Origin of the sequence: Mesorhizobium sp. M1A.F.Ca.IN.020.03.2.1 (genome assembly GCF_004023205.1) — a bacterium.
Lineage (GTDB): Bacteria > Pseudomonadota > Alphaproteobacteria > Rhizobiales > Rhizobiaceae > Mesorhizobium.
The window spans coordinates 57,970-76,214 of record NZ_RZSV01000003.1; the positions used below are offsets into that span (position 1 = coordinate 57,970).

The following is an 18,245-nucleotide window of genomic DNA, read 5'->3' on the forward strand; positions in this document are numbered from 1 at the left end:
CGACCGCTCCCATAATTCAATACGCTGCCTTTAGCGATGGACGATGACGGGATGCGTCGCCGAGACTTCAATGGTGGAGGAGCAGCGCACCCGTCGATCCATTTGCTTTCAGCGGCAACCGCCACTATGAAGCGACACTTCGCCCAACTGTGTTTCAAGCTGCCCGGAGAAGTTTATGACAGAAGAACCCCACAAGACCGACATCCTCATCGAGCTCACTGCCGATGTTGTATCAGCCTACGTCTCCAACAACCCCGTCCCGGCGGGGGAGCTTCCTGCCCTGATCGCCCAAGTGCACGGGGCTCTAAACGGCACGGCTGGACTCATACCGGCAGAAGAGCCTGTGCCTGTAAAAAAACCTGCTGTCCCGATCAAAAAGTCGATCGAACCGGACTACATCATTAGCCTTGAAGACGGCAAGAAATTCAAATCGCTAAAGCGCCATCTGGCGACGCACTATGGTCTGACCCCAGACGAATATCGCGCCAAATGGGGTCTGCCGTCGGATTATCCCATGGTGGCGCCGAATTACGCCGCTGCGCGCTCCGCCTTGGCCAAGACCATGGGACTCGGCCGCAAACCGAAAGAGCCGGAAGCCCCAGCCACGGCGCCGGCGAAACGGACCCGCAAGAAGGTCGCAGCCTAAATCCGTATCAACAGTCGTTCGGACGCGCAGCAGCCGTTGGCCCAATCTGCGCGGAATCAAAGGGCGGGGATGAGCCCCGCCTTTCCCGTCCAAGAGCCTCATTTCCAGAGTAATTCATGATGGCTCCAGCAATCCCTGCCGCGGCATTAACTTGCATGCTCCGGCCCGGGTTTCGAGCCGTCAATGCGTTCCGGCGATGACGAACCTTGCCAAGGCTTTCCCGGACCGTTAGCCAGCCTTGCTGAGGCTGCCTGCAGAGGACTTTCCCGTGCGGCGATCCTGTTCCACCTCGTAGTTGATCTTCTGGCCCTCATTAAGGGTCGACAGGCCCGCTCGTTCAACAGCGGAAATGTGGACAAAGACATCCTGACCGCCGTTGTCAGGCTGAATAAAACCAAAACCCTTCGTGCTGTTGAACCACTTCACCGTTCCAGTCGCCATATCCATTCCTTTGTAATAAGTCGCAACTTAGGCAGGCCATTCACGCCAGCCTGATTTGTACACGAGACTTTAGGCGCATCAAAATCGGAAAATTGCAAGGCCCACTCGATCGCCTGATCTCCAGCAGCAACTGCAACATATGCGAGGCGCGTGCCAGACGAGGCGTATGCCAGACGTTTCGTCGTGCGCTGTCGCTCGAACGTTGACAGAAACAATGACACACCTTGCAAACTCGGCACATCTTGTGGACGTGCTCGGGTCGCTTCTCGACTGCGATACCCGCTCCTGACCGGGTATCGTCGGCCAAAATGAGAGTTTTTGTCATGTGCCGCCAGACCGAAAGATCAGGCGCGCAGCGACCTGCACATTCAAACCGGAACCCGCGAACCTCGATTAGCTTCTGCCTGCTCCGAAGGGCGGTAGCCTGCTCTGAGGCGGGCCACTGTCGGGTTGAAAACCAACTGTCGGGTTCGGAACCCCAGATTGTCGGCAAGGTACGCGCCGCCCACTGGTTGGCCAAAGGGGCACTGGCTCCTGATCCTGCCGCCATGCTCGCCCGATCTCAACCCGATCAAGACAGGTCTGCTCAAAACTCAAGGCGCGGCTGCGGAAGAAGGCGGCCAAAACTTTCGACGCTCTCTGCGGAACTCTCGGCGATATCTGCCAGCTGTAGGAGCCAAATCAAAAACCATTAATTGCGACAGGTGATTTTATGACATTCATTGCGAAGAGGCCAGAATGAACAGCGGAAGAGAGTAGCAGCTCTCTGGTCGCGGCGAGGTGGATCGTCGACACGATCGGCACCTGGCCCGTGCGGGGATCGCACCGCAGCCAGCACCAGAGCCAGACCTTGACCGCTTGCCTTGCTCAGGCGCCACAACAACGAGTGGCTGGAAGCAGATCCACGTGAACTCAGCGATATCGATCAGACGATGCTTACCCTCATGAAAGCCGATCCCGACGCTGTCCAGCGCCGCGAAATCCTGACCAGCATATGGCGCATCGGATGCCACCGCCTGCACACTCACCATCGACATGCCGGAACTCGGAACCAAAGGCCGCAAGCCTCGCCGGCCTCGGCAAAATGGAGCGGCCGCGCCTTCATCCGGGGCGGCCGGGCCAATGTTCGCCAGGCCCTCTACATGCCCGGCCCTTCGCCCTGCGCTTCAACCCCGACCTCAAGGCAAAATACCAGGCGCTAAAGGCGGCAGGCAAACCCGCAAAGGTCATCATCTTGTTGCGAAAGCTCCTCATCCTAGCAAACGCTCTCCTCAAGGCGCAGCGAAAATGGCCCCTAAAACCCTTGACCGAAACGGATACCTTAGCCTTTCAGGTGAGGCGGGCCGAGATAGACCAACCGCGGGTTTAACTTCGCGAGTTTAAGCTGATTATGCCGATGCAACTCTAGCGCCTGCGCGACCGTTTTAGCTTCCATCAACAAGGCGGCAGGCTGGGAGGAAGTACCCTCCCCTGCCGCGAACAAGCTTTGGACAAAGCCCCACCTTGTCCGTAATGTGATCGGGAGGCCGGGGCGCGGCGGTGCTCAGCGGATGTGACGCGCGAGATCTGCGACCCTACCCATCAGCACTTCCATCGGTCCTCGCTGGAAGATGCGCAGCCAAAGCACCGCAAAAGTGCTGATAACCACAACGAAGCCAAAGAGCGTGGACAGGCTCTCGTCTTTGAAAATGTTTATCTTCATAAGATAGGCTATTCCCGCAATGTGCAGCACATAGGCCGTCAAAGACATCGAGCCGACTGCGATTATTGGCCAGACCAGCTTTCGCAGACGCGGGAGCGCATCCACAGCGAGCATGCAAGCCGCCAAGATGATCATTGCGCAACCGGTGCTGCCCACGATCGAAAGCGTCGTTTCGCTATGAGGTGCGGCTATCCATGACGACTTGACTATAAATGACGACTTGGAAGGCTCAAAAGCGCCGTCAACGTCAGACCACCACAAGGAGGTTTCAGTCAAAGCGCGGGAACTCAGCGCGAGCAAGGATCCCCCATGGCCCAACACGGCCAGCGCGACCCCCGCCAGACCAAGGCGCCAATGCGCTGCTAGCGTATTAAGATTAAGGCGCGCGATGGCCATGCCAGCGATGAGGAAAGGAACCCAGGTCACCGCGGGATAGTAGCCGTTGACCATGAGGTTGAAGACCGGGTCGAGGAGGTTGGGGGCAACCGACAGAAGGGAGGAACGGACTTGCGGGAGAACTAATGCCGTAGCGGCAGCGATCAAGCCCAGCTGATATGCGCTGAGCCGATGGAGCGGCAATACCAACAAGAAGCAAATTCCGTAGTATTCTAGGATGACTTCGACCTGGGTACCGAGGCAGCCCAGGATTGAGCCAAGCGCGAGCAAAACAAGGGCACGAATTGCGACTCTGGCGATGGCCTGTCTACCGGCTATCCCCGACTTCGGCGCCTTGCGACCTGTAATCAGGAGGATTGAAAAACCGGCCAATACGGCAAACAGGGCCGACGGCCGCCCATGGGTTAGTTCCATCAGAAACCCGACTAGTCCTCCTTCGCCGGGGTCGGGACCGAGATGGGCGGCATACATCCCGAAGACAGCCAGGCCCCGAGCGAGGTCGATGCCGACCAGCCGATCTACTACCGACCCATTCCTAGCGTCGGCAACCGGTGCCTTCATTACCATGGTAGATTCCCTTGTTGGGTGTGTGGATCGCGGGAGCCGCGATAGGAGAGCCGGTCGGCTGCTGCCGTCGCCTCGTGAAAGGGTTCAAAACATCGCGCCATCTGGCGCATCGAGCCGGCGACAGAGCTGTTCAGCCATTAGCCTGGGGTAAGAACAACAGATCGGCTCACAAAGCCTGTGTCACGGACCTGAAAAGTGGTGTCGCGGAACCGTCGTTTTTTGCATGATGGCTAAGCCGAGAGATCCACTGCACCGACGAGAGACTCAGCGACGTTAGATATCCGATCAGTACGCCGCGGCTCCGCCGGTGACGATCACCCCGGGTGTCAAGGCCAGGGCGTAAACCTGCCATAATCTGTGGTAGTGCGCCCGCGACCAATCCGTTCGACAAAGCTCGGCGCATGGTCGAGCCAATCATATTCTTCCATGTGGCTGTTGCCTGAAAAACCGAAGACGCCGTTCGCTGGTCCAGCTCCAGACCTCGGCCTGCGTCGGTCATTAGAACCGGCGCGCCTGTTTCCCAAATCAATTTGCTGATGCAGCCGCCGGGGGTCACATTGAGCAAAAGTGCCGAGTTCAGGACGGGTTTCATAGGGGCTCTTCGTTTGGCTTTGTTAACGACCCCTTTCTTGCAAGTTGTAGCTGACAGCAGCCTGAAAGCTCCCCAAATAATTCGCTGCCGCCGGTTCAGCCTATTGTCAGCTTCGACCAATAAGATGGGAGCCTTGCCCTCATACCGGAGCTCGGCAGCATGATGCGAATACTGCTCACTGAAGACGATAAGGACCTTGGAAGTGCTATGCACGATCATTTGGTGGCTGGTGGCCACGCGGTCGACTGGGCCAAGAACCTGTCCGAAGCGCGCGATTATGCAGCTGTGGTCGGCTACGACCTTATTTTGCTCGACGTTCACCTGCCGGACGGCAATGGGATCGACTATCTGCGGGAGCTGATCAAGGAACTTGAATCGGCACCGGTCATCATTCTGACAGCCTGCGATCGGATTTCGCATCGCATCGAGGGCTTCAACGCTGGAGCCGACGACTATTTGGTCAAGCCGTTCGATCTGGGGGAACTCTCAGCGCGTATCCATGCAGTGGCACGTCGCCATGGGCATTTTCCGGAGCCGCAATTTTCGGTTGGGACGCTTTCCATACAGGCAGCCGAGCGACGCCTCTTCCGCGACGGGCAGGAGGTCTACCTGACTTGACGCGGATGGGCGGTGCTCGACTACCGTCTGCCCCAGCCCTGCACGGTCGTTTCAAAAGGGAAGATCGTGGACGCGCTTTTCGGCAGACGGCGCTGATTCATACTCTAAAAGAAAATTCGGCTTCCAGTTGCCTTGGCCATGACTTTCCTTCCCGAGAGATGGGTGACAGTTCATTCCGGATAGATGGGTTACACTTTCGGCCCTTTGCAAGGAGAGCAAGGTGCCTTGGAAGGAGTGTAACGTCATGGAAGAGCGGCTGAAGTTCGTCGCCCGGCTGCTGGACGCGAGAAGATGGCGGTGCTTTGCCGGGAGTTCGATATCTCGCGCAAGACCGGCTACAAGATCCTCACGCGCTACAACGACAGCGGCCTGGAGGGCTGACGGACCGATCGCGGCGGCCCTATCGCCACGCCAATCAGCTTCCGTTTCAAATCGAGAAGCTGATTGTGCGCCTCAAGCAAGACAAGCCGACATGGGGTGCGCCGAAGATACGCGAGCGGCTGGCCCGGCTGTATCCGGATGTGCACCGGCCCGCGATCTCGGCCGTGCATGCCGTGCTCGACCGCCACGGCATGGTCGAGCGCCGCAAGCGCAGGCGCAACAGGGCGACGGGGACACCACTTTCAAACGGCTGTCGCCCTAACGATCTTTGGTGTGCCGACTACAAGGGCGAGTTCGGCAGAGAACACGGCCGGGACAGGGGATCACAAACACTTGACCGTTCCAGACCCTGGCAGTGGCGCATCGATTGACCGTTGGCTCTGTTCGTGGGCACCGAAAATAGGGCCTTCTTGGTCCTCGGCAGAGAATATGGCCCGGACGGGGGATAACAAACACTTGACCGTTCCAGACTCTGGCAGTGGCGCATCGATTGACCGTCGACTCTGTTCGCGAGCGCCGAAAATACGGACGACCCCTATGGTCAAAGTGCACTTCTGACCTGCTAGGCACTGTTCGATAACTGGAGGCACCCGCTACGGTGCCCTCGTATTTAAGACACCTGTCAGTTTCAAGCCTGGACATTGACGCGTGGCGCGGCTGCCATTCGTTGACCGCCACGTCGAATTGCCCGCCAACCAGTGTACAGCCGCCGGTGGTCACATTGAGCAAAAGTGCCGAGATCAGGAGGGGTTTCATAAGGCCTCTTCGTTTGGCTTTGTTAACGACCCCTTTCTTGCAATTGTAGCTGACAGCAGCCTGAAAGCCCCCAGATATTCGCTGGCGCCGGTTCAGCCTACTGTCAGCTTCGATCAATAAGGCAGGAGCCTTGCCCTCATACCGGAGCTCGGCAGCCTGATGCGAATACTGCTCATTGAAGACGACGACGACCTTAGAAGTGCTGTGCACGATCATTTGGTGGCTGGTGGCCACGCGGTCGACTGGGCCGAGGGCCTGTCCGGAGCGCGCGGTCATGCAGCTGTGGCCGGCTACGACGTTATTTTGCTCGACGTTCACCTGCCGGACGGCAATGGCATCGACTATCTGCGGGAGCTGATCAAGGGGCTTGATACAACGCCGGTCATCATTCTGACAGCCCGCGATCGGATTTCGCATCGCATCGAGGGGCTCAACGCTGGCGCCGACGACTATTTGGTCAAGCCGTTCGATCTGGGGGAACTCTCGGCACGCATCCGTGCAGTGGCACGTCGCCAAGGGCATTTTCCGGAGCCGCAATTTTCGGTTGGGACGCTTTCCATACAGGCAGCCGAGCGACGCCTCTTCCGCGACGGGCAGGAGGTCCACCTGTCTGGACGCGAATGGGCGGTGCTCGACTGCCTTCTACGCCGGCCCGGTTCGGTCGTTTCAAAGGGGAGGATCGAGCACGCGCTTTATTCATTCAATTCGGAGTTCGAGAGCAACACAGTGGAGGTTTATGTCAGCCGGCTCCGCAAGAAGATCGGCGGGGATAGAATAGCAACCGTGCGTGGCTCCGGATACAGGCTCGTGGTCACATGACGAACTCGAACAGCATGACGAGAAAGCTGATATCGTGGTTAGGCGGGGCAACGCTCCCGGTTTGGATCGCCGCCCCAACCATTGCTGCGTTCATTTTTTGCAATAATGTAAACGAAAGTTCGGATGACTTGCTCCAGGGGAGCGCAGAGTACAGAGAACCAGAGCTGATCAAGGTCTTGAATGGAAAACACGTTGATCAATACAATAACCACTTGCCAACTTATGAAAAGTACTGGACCTATCGTGAGCAGGTTATTAATAAGTACGGGGTAGTGCTTATTTCTGAACCGGAAGAGGGTCAGCAGCCCTTCCCTGATGCTCCCCTGAGTAACGGCTTTTGGCGAAACGCTGATTACCGCGTCTACACAGAGGAGATCCAAGACGGCGTGTATCTTCAGTTGGCCGAACCGCTTGATGGCCGCCGTACCACAATCGCGAAGGGCGCACTTTTTGTCTTCCTTCCGACACTCGTGCTCCTGCCCTTTAGCTTAGCTGTTTGGTGGATCGTGATCCGGCGCTCGCTGCGGCCAATCGAGGTACTGCGACAGCAGATCGGATCGCGCGACGGCGGCAATCTGTCACCAATGGACTTGGGCGATTTCCCGGCAGAGTTGGCTCCAATCGCGGCATCCGTCAATCGGCTTCTCGATCGTCTGCGGGCGGCTCTCGAGGCCGAACGCGAGTTCGCCGCAAACAGTGCGCATGAACTGCGCACGCCGATCGCAGGTTCAATCGCTCAGATGCAGAGATTAGTGGCCGAGCTTCCCAATGGGTCGGCCAAAATGCGTGCGCGCGGCATCGAGCAAGCGCTGTCGAGCCTTGGCCGCCTTGTCGAAAAAGTGCTTCAGCTCGCTCAAGCCGAATCGGGGGTTGGCATGGCGGATCACGCGATCGATCTTGTCCGATCGGTTCGGCTGGAAATCGATGACCTGAGGAAAAAGCCGCAATATGCCGGACGCCTGCATCTTAACGTCGACGGCTGCCCCACTTTGATGCGCAAAGTGGATGTCGATGCGTTTGGGATCCTCCTTCGTAACCTGATCGAGAATGCGCTGATACATGGACTGCCCACTGTTCCGACAACAGTTTCCGTCCAAACTGATGGAACCATCGCTATTGCAAACGCCGGACCGGTGGTGCCCCTCCCCGACCTCGAAGGGCTTACAAAGCGATTTAGTCGTGGTGCTACTCCTGCTGCGGGCTCAGGCCTTGGTCTACATATCGCTAACATGGTTATCCAGCGGATCGGTGGCAGTCTAGAGCTTGCGTCGCCCGCCCGCGGTCGCAATGATGGTTTCGAGGCGATCATACGAATTCCTCAATGACACCGGTGAATTCGACGACAGTTGGACACAGGGCGGATTGCTGGCAAGGCTGCTGACAGGGCGAACTGTACGGCAGTATGTATACGGCGTAGAAATCGTACTTCACACAACGCATTTCGGCCGCGGCAATCAATGCCGCTATCATCGTCTGAGCAGTTCGATCGAAGCGACACGACATGATCGGCAAAATCGAAGGCTCCGCCTCACCGCTCGCTCGATTTCGCCCGGGGAGAAAAAAGGCCATCCGAGAAAGTGCAAGCCGCCGCGCAAAGGCGACGTGTCCAATTGTCTGGGTGCCCCTGTGCGCCGGCCCGATCGGGTTGGCGCAGGTCCAGTAAGGACCCGGACCAACCATTCCATTTAGACGACCGGCAGGTTTTAATCGGCGTCCGGATCGCCGTCCCAAAATGCCCCAAGTATACGGCTAGAAAGGCTGCCAACGATCGAGCTTTGGTCGGAGGCGTGCTTGTCAGCGTCTTGGGTGCTTGACCGGCCTTTGCAATGGCCATCGCCATCGCAAGTATCGTGCGTGGCCAGTGAGACCGCAATTTCATCAGCCTGGAGCCGACCGTATCGGTGCTTTTTTATGATTTAGGGATTTTTCGTTTTCCTCTTGGATCATCACGGGTTTGGAGAGGATCTGGTGTTAAGTGCCATTCGGAGCGCCGGCGAACGGCCCGAAATTAATGTGGTCGAGTGATGAAGCCTCCCGAATGCGTTAAACGAGACCCTTTATGGCGGCCCTGGCTGACAACAGTCTGAAAGCTGCAAGCGGCATGCGAAAATGGGGCGATCCTGAATGACGACAGATGCTATCAACATGAAAGAGGCTCGCCCTGAAAGCTGAGCACGCTTTATGCTCAGGCTGCTGACAAGGCCAAAGCAGCGTAAGTGCGTAGTGAAATCCAAGGTCCACATGGGTCGTCGCGCGTCCCATGCGCCTGGGAAGGCGCCGGCCCGGCCAAGCTTTCCCAGCTCGTCCGCATGATGCTTCGCTGAGCGTCAATGGACGTTGGCGCGAGACCAAGGCGTCGTGCGTTGCAATCCGGACGGTCCAGGGTATCAGGAGTTTCACGGCCTCGGCCCGCTTGGCTGGCCACAGTTGAAGCTCCAACGTACCGGCTGGCACCGGGAAATTGGGCTCTGCGCTGCCTCAACGCTGATGGCACGGTCAATGCTTGCCTACCGATGGGGCCGCCCATGCCGTGATGCTGTCGGTCGACGTTCGCAAACCAGACCCTCGCGAGACCCAGCGAAGGGGCTCGCCGGTACGACGAGGGACCTTACCTCTTTATGCGCGGCATCATTATCGAGGATGACATGTTGCCTTACACGTCGTCCCTCGCGCTCGGGTCTTTGTGGGGCGGATGAAGTCCTGATCGCGGTGGCACTGCTGCATGTTTGCGTAAGACCCATCCAGTCACGATCGCGCTGTCCTTCGATGTCGCGGTGCTGATAGGCGGGCAGATCGGTGTGCGCGGCGCCCGCCAAAGGATCGTCGTCACGCCGGAGGAGGCGAGCGTCATAGCCGGCGCGCCGGCGAAAGGCGCTTTCTGTCGGATGCCCGACAATGTCGGATATCGCAAGTATCAAGGTTGGATCAAACCTTGCGAATCGGGGCTTTCTTACTTGGCACGGGGCATGCTCAGGTATCCGCAAACACCCAATGGATAACGAGCAGACTTCCCATGGCCTCACCATGCCGAAAGTTTCCCGGACGCATCCAAAGATGAGGCTCGCGTCAGGCCCAGCAACACGCTGACGGCTCATGTGGCTCGGCGTCGCGTGCCGATCCACTTTCTCCCAATAGGCGTTCGGGAGACATAGATCCTTCAAAATGAGGAACAGATCACTTTGCCAGGAACGCAGCCCATAACCCCACTCTCCCTACCAGAACTACCAAGCAAGCCCCGCACTCATGGGCTTCGCAGGACGTCCGTTGCGTCCGAGTTGGTCGGCGCGGGGCCGGCTCCGATCCCCGTCGCATGGGAGGACGGCAAGGCGAGGGATTTCGTGCTCGACAACGGCATGGAGGTGGTCGTCATTCCCAACCACCGGGCGCCGATCGTCACCCACATGGTGTGGTACAAGATCGGCAGCGCCGACGAGCCGCCGGGCAAATCCGGCATCGCCCATTTCTTCGAGCATCTGATGTTCAAGGCGACGACCAACCATGCGGGCGGCGAATTCGACCGCGCAGTGTTCGAGATCGGCGGCTCCAACAACGCCTTCACCTCCTCCGACTACACCGCCTTCTATCAGACAGTGGCGCCGTCGGCGCTCGAGCTGATGATGAGCTTCGAGGCCGACCGAATGCGAAACCTCATCCTGACCGACGATGTCGTCAAGACCGAGCGCGATGTGGTCATCGAGGAGCGCCGCTCAAGCACCGACACCAACCCGCAGGACGTTCTCCATGAGGAGATCGACGCGACGCTGTGGCAGAACCACCCCTATCGCATCCCGATCATCGGCTGGATGCAGGAGATCGAGCAGCTGAACCGCGTCGACGCCACCGTCTTCTATGAAAAGTACTACTGGCCCAACAACTCCGTGCTGATCGTGGCCGGCGATGTCGAACCGGACACGGTGCGGGCGCTGGCCGAAAAGACCTATGGCAAGGTGGCGCGCGGACCTGACCTGCCGCCGCGCATCCGGCCGGTTGAGCCCGAGCAGAACACCAGGCGCACCGTCACGCTCTCAGACGCCCGCGTCAGCGTGCCCAGTTTTTCGACGCAGTGGGTGGTGCCGTCCTACCACACCGCCAAGCCGGGCGAGGCCGAAGCGCTCGACCTGCTGGCCGAAATTCTCGGCGGCGGTAACCGCGGCCGGCTCTACCAGGCGCTCGCTGTCCAGCAAGGTATCGCTTCCAGCGCCCGCGTCTATTTCCAGGGCACTATGCTCGACGACACCAAGTTCGCCATCTATGGCGCACCGCGCGGCGATGCCAAGCTGGCTGATCTCGAAGCGGCGGCCGCTGCCGAAGTTGCCCGCATTGCCGAGGATGGTGTCAGCAACGAGGAACTAGGCAAGGCCAAGGACCACTATTTGCTCAATATGATCTTTGCGGAAGACAACCTGGACTGGCTCGCCAGCATCTACGGCTCGACGCTGGCCACCGGCGGTACCGTGAAGGATGTCGAGGAACGGCCGAATCGCATCCGCAAGGTTACCCCCGAGCAAATCAAAGCAGTTGCCGCCCGCTATCTCGCGTTCGACCGTTCGACCACGGGCTATCTCTTGCCCAAGACGGAGAATCAAGAGATGACGCTCGGCGCTCGGCCCCATGCTGCGATGAACATCCAGGAGGTGAAGTCCGAAAAGGGCATCATCGCCTGGCTGGTGGAGGACCACACAGTGGAAATCGTCAACATCGGCTTTGCCTTCAAGGGCGGCACCAAGCAGGACCCGGTCGGGAAGGAGGGGATGGCCAAACTGATGGCCGGCCTGTTCATCGAAGGCGCTGGCCATTACGACAGCGGTGCCTTCCAGGTGAAGCTCGACCATGCCGGCGCCGAAATGAGTTTGGACGCGCAAAGCGACGACATCTACGGATCGATGTGCATGCTTTCCAAAAAGCAGGACGCGGCGTTCGGCCTGCTTCGGCTCGCGCTGAACGCGCCGCGCTTCGAGCAGGGGCCGATCGATCGCGTCCGCGCCGAGATTGTCTCCCGCATCGTCGGCAGCGAGCGAGACCCTAACGCCATCGCTCAGCGCAAATGGCTGCGCGCGATCTATGGCGCGCATCCTTGTTCAAGGCTGGGAGAAGGCACAAAAGAGAGCCTGCCCGGCATCACGCCGTCCGACCTCCGCGCCTTCCACCAGGCCATTTTCGCTCGCGACGGGCTCCATATTGCCGTGGTGGGTGACATTGACGCGAACACGTTGAGGGAAAGGCTTGACCAGCTGTTTGGTGATTTGCCTGAGCAACAAACCCTCGTCCCCGTCTACGATGTCGCGCCGAAACTCGGTCAACTGGTGGAGGAGAACTACGACCTGCCGCAGACTTCGCTGACGTTGGCCTGGCCTGGCGTGAAGCCTAGCGCGCCGGATTTCTACGCGGCCGTGCTGCTGAACGACATCCTTGGCGGCTCATACTTGACTTCCCGCCTTTACGAGGAGGTACGTCAAAAACGCGGCCTTGCCTATCACGTCAGCTCTGAACTAACCCTTGACTCGCTTCTGGTTACGACAGAGACACGCTCGGACTGCGCTGCCCAAACACTGAGCATCGTGCGAGATGTGGTAAAGCAGATGGCGCAGCAAGGACCGACCGGGGCCGAGCTCAAGGCGTCGAAGAAGCACCTGATCGGCGCCTATGCCATCGACCAACTGGGCTCGACCCGCTCGATTGCAGACCGGCTCCTGGATTTGCAGATTCACAAGGCCGACGTCGACTACAACCAGCGTCGCGCCCGCAGCATCGGTCGGGTGACGCTCAAACAGGTCAAGGCGGCGGCCAAAAAGCTGCTTTCGGCCGAGCCCGCCATTTTGGTGGTCGGCCCGCCGCTGGGCGGCAAGGATGAGTAAAGAAACTCATCTCACCTTCCTTCTTCATCGGGGCTTCTCGTGGGAAGAGCGAATGTGGAGGCCCGTGGGCCAAGCAGATCATGCAGACGCGCGGAGTCGTTTTCGCCGACCTTGCGCGGCATTGGCGGTCCGGCGGCCTCTCGCCGAAATGGCGCTCCTCAGCATGTATGCCGCCTTTTTGCAGAATTCAGTCGCATGCCACCAGCAGGCATGGTGGATGAAGCAAACATCCGACTGCTTAATCCATCAATTGATGAACCGCGGGCACTCAAACTAACGAAACTGCTGTCTTTTCATCGGGCTAGCGTGGTCTACCAGCTGCTTTGCCGAGGCCCTACGACGAACCCACTGGTGCAGAATACACACTGACGGCCTGTCGACCTGGATGTTCGCTGCGTTGAGGAGGAATCCGGTATTGCCCCTGTGCCTGCCGATGATCCGCCGTCTGAAATCCCCGCACCTGTTTGGAGCCATCGACCGCCTGCCGGCACTCGGCAGACCAGTTGGCAATAAGACGTTCGAGGTCGTCAATCCGTCGACCGGCGAAGTTTTGGCAGAGCTTCCCGATATGGGCGTGGAGGAGACACGTGCTGCGGTAGACAAGGCCTATGTTGCGCAGTCGGGATGGGCCGCGTTGACGGCCCGAGAACGTAGCGACGTTCTTTGGCGATGGCATCAGCTGATCATCGACCATGCAGGCGATCTCGCCGCGATTCTGACTGCGGAAATGGGCAAGCCGCTTGCCGAAGCCATTTCAGAGGTATCGCATGCGGCGGCGTATCTGCAATGGTATGCCGAGGAGGCCAATCGCGTCTATGGCGAGACGATCTCGGCACCCTCGACAGACCGCCGAATGCTAGTGATCAAGCAGCCCATCGGCGTTGTTGGCACGATCACGCCATGGAATTTCCCGGCCTCCATGGTGGCGCGCAAAATCTCGCCGGCCTTGGCTGCGGGCTGCACAATCGTGCTCAAGCCCGCTGAACAGACGCCGCTCGTGGCTGGCGCAATGTTCGCCCTCGCCCATCAGGCCGGCTTTCCCGATGGCGTGGTCAACCTGATCTATGCGTCCGAAGGTGATCGCGTGGGCCGTGAACTCTGCACCAATTCCAAGATTCGAAAGATCAGCTTCACCGGTTCGACCGAGGTCGGACGGCTGCTGATGCGTCAGTGCTCTGACCAGATCAAGAAGGTCAGCCTTGAACTCGGCGGCAATGCACCTTTCATCATCTTCGATGATGCCGACATTGACGGTGCTGTTGACGGTGCGGTCCAGGCGAAGTTCCGCAATGCCGGCCAGACCTGCGTTTCCGCGAACCGCATTTACGTCCAATCGAGCGTTCACGATGAGTTCGTCAAGAAATTCGTGGAAAGAATCCGGCACTTGTCGGTTGGCGACGGATTCTATGCCGGAGTGGACATCGGACCGCTCATCGACAAGCATGCTCTGGCCAAGATCGAGTCTCACGTCGCAGATGCCATTGCGAAAGGCGGCACAATACGATGCGGGGGCCAGCGTATCGGCAAGAATGGCACGTTTTTCGAACCCACGGTCCTCACCGAGATTTCCAGCGTCATGGCAGTCGCGCAAGAGGAGACATTCGGGCCGCTCGCGCCGATCATTCGCTTCAACGATGCGGATCAGGTCGTGCGCGAGGCCAATGACACGATATACGGCCTCGCCGCATACTTCTATGCCTCAAACCTGAAGCGGGTCTGGCGTGTGGCAGAGGCTCTGGAATATGGCATGGTTGGCATCAACACGGGACGCATGTCCTCGGAGGCGGCACCGTTTGGCGGGATCAAACAATCCGGCATCGGGCGGGAGGGTTCCCGTCATGGCCTCGAGGACTATCTGGAAATGAAATATCTTTGCATGGGCGGGATTTGAAACCTGCTGCACTGTCTCTCCGCCCCACCGGGGGGCGGCCTGCGGTCAATGCCGCCACCTAATTGGAAGTTCCAAACGCCGTTGACCTGAAACACGGATGCCCGGCAGGAGACTGAGCTCGCTGTCGGGCCGGACATGCCTTGGGAGGGCATAAGTCAGCGCTCCTAGGGCCGATGGGCCACTCAGTTCGTGCGCCTTTTGCCGATTGCGTTGCATGTGCCGTGCCAAGCCAAAAAGCATTGATAAACCGCCGATGGATCAGCTTTTGCCCTGTTGCGCATTCTACATTGTGGGATATGCGACAATGCCCAAGCGGTTGAATCGTCGTGTTGCAGAACCCCAGACGGGTCATGACTGCTATTCTTAGGACAGTGCGCAGCAAGCCGCTACTCGCTGCACTCCAGGCACACCATTTCCATAATCAAGCGGTGGGTGCTATGTTGACCGAGCTGTCGACCAGGGAACGGTGTGAGGCCTCAGATCCCTCCATATTGTTGCACCCGCCGGTCCAACAGGACTGCAGGTCCGGCCTCAAAGGATCTTGGCTGCTATGGCGACATTGCGGTGCACGCCGCTTTCCGACCAATGATGTGCGTCCAGGTCGAGGCCGGCCCTAATGAACCACCGCCTTGGCACCCTCGCCCATCTCATTTCGGCATCGACAAGCTAGACCAGAGCGCACTTGCAAGGCGCCATGCAGTCCTGTCGGCGGGCGAACTGTTGGTGACGGGTACAGCTGCGAGCGAACGTTCATCCACCGACGCACAGCGCGGACTGTCGCTTTTCAAATTAGGAAATCTCTGTAGCCACCATTCATGAGCGCGCGGCCACGCGAGACGGCCCGACGGATGCGGTCGCGCAGATGATCGCGAGGATCCGCCCAGTCGGCATGGACGCGCCGTTGACCGATGAGAACTTCGGCGAGCTCGCGATGAGGTGCTCCGGCGAGCGAACCGTCGAGCGCACGAAGAACGAAGGACAAACGAACGCCGCGCTTTTCCGGCGCAAACAAGCGGGGGGGCAACTGTTGCCCTAGACTGAGAGCATTGAGGCACTCCAGTCCCCTCAGTCGATGCTTTAAAAGCACCGCGGGCCAGATGGCTTGCGTATGCAGGCAAACAGGGTGGAGGATATTCGCGCCCGAGACGGCGAGCTGCAGCGCGTGGTCCGCATTGCGAAGAAGAACATGCTGGCTCTTGTCGGGCGCCAGCAGGACGATTGCACGACAGGGCAATGCCGAGAGTTCGAACGGCGGTGTCGGCGACGAGGCAGGCAACCGTTCCGCAATGACCGGCAGCACATGGACGCACCAGAGCGGACACCAGAATACGACCGAAGCGCGGCCACAAGACTCCGCGAAACAGAACACCCCAGCGTGACAGGTCGCCGGCCGACGCGACCATATCGAGAAAGGATTGGAGAGACCAAGTCTTGCAATGCTGGCGCGCAGCGGTCAGATCGCGCTGGAACGCTGGATTGCGGCGTAAGAACTCCCAAGCCCACTCCCGCAGCGTCAGGCCAGCGGTGTAGTCGTATGATCTTTCATCCCGCCAATCGGCCTGATCCGCGCCAGTCAGGAGATTCATGACTGACATCCCCTGCCCGCGCCTGCGTGCGTCGAAACATTATGCCACTTCGCAAAGCATCGGCGAAGGCAGCAGACGTCGAAGACCCCGTTTCGTTGAAGCGTCAGCCATCGCCACTGTCGGCGACAGAAGATGTGCCCAAATTGCCACCAGACCGTCGAACTGGCACAGCGACGGCCAGCGCGACCTGGAATTGATCCCGTAACGGTCATCGGCTCCTGCGTCGCGATCCAGACGTCCCTTGAAGGCGCAGTAGCGCGGCAGTGGATCGCACGCTGCTTGTCGGCAAGTTGTCGTAGCGGCGGCGCCATAGGCACGGTCATCGGAGGGTCTCCTGCGGCAAGCTTTCGCCATTGGAGGCCAATCTCCCCGCTAGGGCAGCCTGTGCAGTTGCACAGGTGAAGCGGATCAATCAGGGGGAGCCATGGCGGAAACTGGATGATGGCGGCTTGAGGAGAGCGGCGTATCGAGGCGGGTGATGAAGCCTGCCAGTACCTCTCAAGGAGAGTGATACGCCATGAACGAGACTATCAACACATTGTTCGCCTTCGTCAGCCCGACGAAATCGATGATACCCTGACGGATGTACTTCGCAGCGGCGCGCGCAAATTGCTTGCGCATGCGATCGAGATGGAGGCCGAGGCGTATGCCAAGGCGGTCGACTGCCTGACGAAAGATCATATTGCGTCGCTGGCGCTCTACGATTTCCCCGCCCAACACTGGGATCATCTGCGAACGTCCAATCCCATCGAAAGCGTCTTTGCAACCGTTCGCTATCGCACGGTGCGTACCAAGGGCTCGCTATCCTCGAAAACCGCCCAGCTGATGGTCTTCAAGCTGTTGGCCGCGGCCAGGAAGTGGCGACGATTGAAAGGACAAAATCAGTTGCCGAAACTCATCGCAGGTGCCAGGTTCCTGGACGGAATCCAGGTCATCGAAACGAAGCCGCAGAGCGCCGCTTGATCAGCCTCGTCACCCAAATTCCAGCATAGCTCCATCGGAACTGCCAGCCTTCCTTGCCGATCAGGCGCATATCAGCGCTGACGATACCGAGGACGGCGATGGCGGTCACCTCCAGGCCGCCGAGTAACGACCCTCAAAACACCGCACTGGTCGAGGCCAGCCTGAACCGGTATCTTGTGCCTGCCCTCGGGAGTCGCTCTATCCACCATGTGATCGACACCGACATTGCTAACATCACCAAGAAGATCGTCGCCGGGGGTCACCCGCAAGCGGCTAACACGGCCTTCTGGTGTATGCGGGCATTTTTCAACTGGTGTCGCAAACCGCCGCAACGGCTCATCCGCGGTTTCCCCGCGAGGGATTGGAAAATCCGGATCCGGCCCCGATCGTCAAGCGCAAGCGAGTGGTGAACGATGCCGAACTGGCGGCTATATGAACGGGCTGTGAGCCCGAACCGGGCGATATCGGCTATTCGTTCGGCTCCATCGTCAAGCTGCTCATTCTGACCGGACAGAGGCGTACGGAAGTTGCCGCGATGCGTTGGTCCTCAACCTTGAAGCCGGAACATGGAACTATCGGGTGACCGCACGAAGAACGAAGAGCCTACGCTTATTCCGCTGTCCACACTGGCGGTGTCGGTCCCCCAGACGGTACCGAAGACCAATGACACGTTTTTTTCCCTGCGAGGGGCAACGAAAGAAGCCACTTCTCAGGCTACGCGAAGGGCAAGAAGGCTCTAGACGGCAAGGTCAATACTGACGGGGTGGCTTTGGAGAACTGGACCCTTCACGATCTGCGCAGGACGCTCGCGACAAATCTCGGCAGGCGGCAGGTATTGCCACACGTCATCGAGCACATACTGAATCACAAGGCGGCGTCCTTGACAGACATTGGCGAAATCTACAATCTCTATAGCAACGTCAAGGAGAAGCGCGAGGTGTTGCAGATGTGGTCAAATCACATCGAATGGCTGATCAAGCAGGCTGCGGATGACGCTCTGGCGGCGTAGCTGCTGGCATGGGCGGAAGATGC

At 59.0% G+C, this 18,245-nt stretch carries 10 protein-coding genes and 3 pseudogenes; 10 read left to right on the top strand and 3 right to left on the bottom strand.

Translation table 11 applies throughout. The features are described 5' to 3' along the window. The first annotated feature begins 175 nt into the window (after positions 1–175). Positions 176–646: a MucR family transcriptional regulator gene (locus EOA79_RS01260; RefSeq protein ID WP_024505385.1), complete on the top strand. Its 471-nt coding sequence runs from the start codon at positions 176–178 to the stop codon at positions 644–646. A 228-nt stretch (positions 647–874) separates the two neighbouring features. Here EOA79_RS01260 and EOA79_RS01265 read toward each other — a convergent pair whose 3' ends face one another. Further along, positions 875–1,087, bottom strand: coding sequence for a cold-shock protein (locus EOA79_RS01265; protein ID WP_008874821.1), 213 nt, complete (start codon positions 1,085–1,087; stop codon positions 875–877). Between the two features lie 1,543 nt (positions 1,088–2,630). Then, on the bottom strand, positions 2,631–3,746 hold the full coding sequence (locus EOA79_RS01270; protein WP_245456829.1) for a DUF418 domain-containing protein: 1,116 nt from the start codon (positions 3,744–3,746) through the stop codon (positions 2,631–2,633). A 757-nt stretch (positions 3,747–4,503) separates the two neighbouring features. On the opposite strand from EOA79_RS01270, the gene EOA79_RS01275 reads away from it, so the two are divergent. From EOA79_RS01275 to EOA79_RS01305, 7 genes and pseudogenes are all read left to right on the top strand, one after another. Further along, positions 4,504–4,962, top strand: coding sequence for a response regulator transcription factor (locus EOA79_RS01275; protein WP_224570033.1), 459 nt, complete (start codon positions 4,504–4,506; stop codon positions 4,960–4,962). Positions 4,963–5,206: 244 nt separating this feature from the next. Continuing rightward, a pseudogene (locus tag EOA79_RS01280) lies at positions 5,207–5,639 on the top strand (helix-turn-helix domain-containing protein); the annotation flags it as partial. A gap of 619 nt (positions 5,640–6,258) precedes the next feature. Further along, positions 6,259–6,918, top strand: coding sequence for a response regulator transcription factor (locus tag EOA79_RS01285; RefSeq protein ID WP_024505389.1), 660 nt, complete (start codon positions 6,259–6,261; stop codon positions 6,916–6,918). After that, positions 6,915–8,243 carry a HAMP domain-containing sensor histidine kinase gene (locus tag EOA79_RS01290; protein ID WP_128292701.1) on the top strand — a complete coding sequence of 443 codons (1,329 nt, stop codon included), beginning with the start codon at positions 6,915–6,917 and terminating at the stop codon, positions 8,241–8,243. The genes EOA79_RS01285 and EOA79_RS01290 overlap by 4 nt, the downstream gene beginning before the upstream one ends. A gap of 1,950 nt (positions 8,244–10,193) precedes the next feature. Further along, positions 10,194–11,498: pseudogene (locus tag EOA79_RS01295) on the top strand (pitrilysin family protein); the annotation flags it as partial. Between the two features lie 549 nt (positions 11,499–12,047). Then, positions 12,048–12,773: pseudogene (locus EOA79_RS34235) on the top strand (pitrilysin family protein); the annotation flags it as partial. A gap of 415 nt (positions 12,774–13,188) precedes the next feature. Beyond that, the gene (locus EOA79_RS01305) at positions 13,189–14,664 is read left to right on the top strand and encodes an NAD-dependent succinate-semialdehyde dehydrogenase (RefSeq protein WP_128292703.1); all 1,476 of its coding nucleotides are present in this window, start codon (positions 13,189–13,191) and stop codon (positions 14,662–14,664) included. A gap of 784 nt (positions 14,665–15,448) precedes the next feature. Here the strand turns inward: EOA79_RS01305 and EOA79_RS01310 are convergent. Then, the gene (locus EOA79_RS01310; RefSeq protein WP_224570032.1) at positions 15,449–15,964 is read right to left on the bottom strand and encodes a DUF2285 domain-containing protein; all 516 of its coding nucleotides are present in this window, start codon (positions 15,962–15,964) and stop codon (positions 15,449–15,451) included. Positions 15,965–16,757: 793 nt separating this feature from the next. Here EOA79_RS01310 and EOA79_RS01315 point away from each other — a divergent pair. Both EOA79_RS01315 and EOA79_RS34025 read left to right on the top strand, forming a co-directional pair. Beyond that, entirely contained in the window at positions 16,758–17,213 is a 456-nt protein-coding gene (locus tag EOA79_RS01315) for a transposase (RefSeq protein WP_256748481.1), read from the top strand. Between the two features lie 880 nt (positions 17,214–18,093). Continuing rightward, positions 18,094–18,222, top strand: a complete 129-nt coding sequence (locus tag EOA79_RS34025) for a hypothetical protein (protein WP_135907184.1) — start codon at positions 18,094–18,096, stop codon at positions 18,220–18,222. Positions 18,223–18,245: the final 23 nt, after the last annotated feature.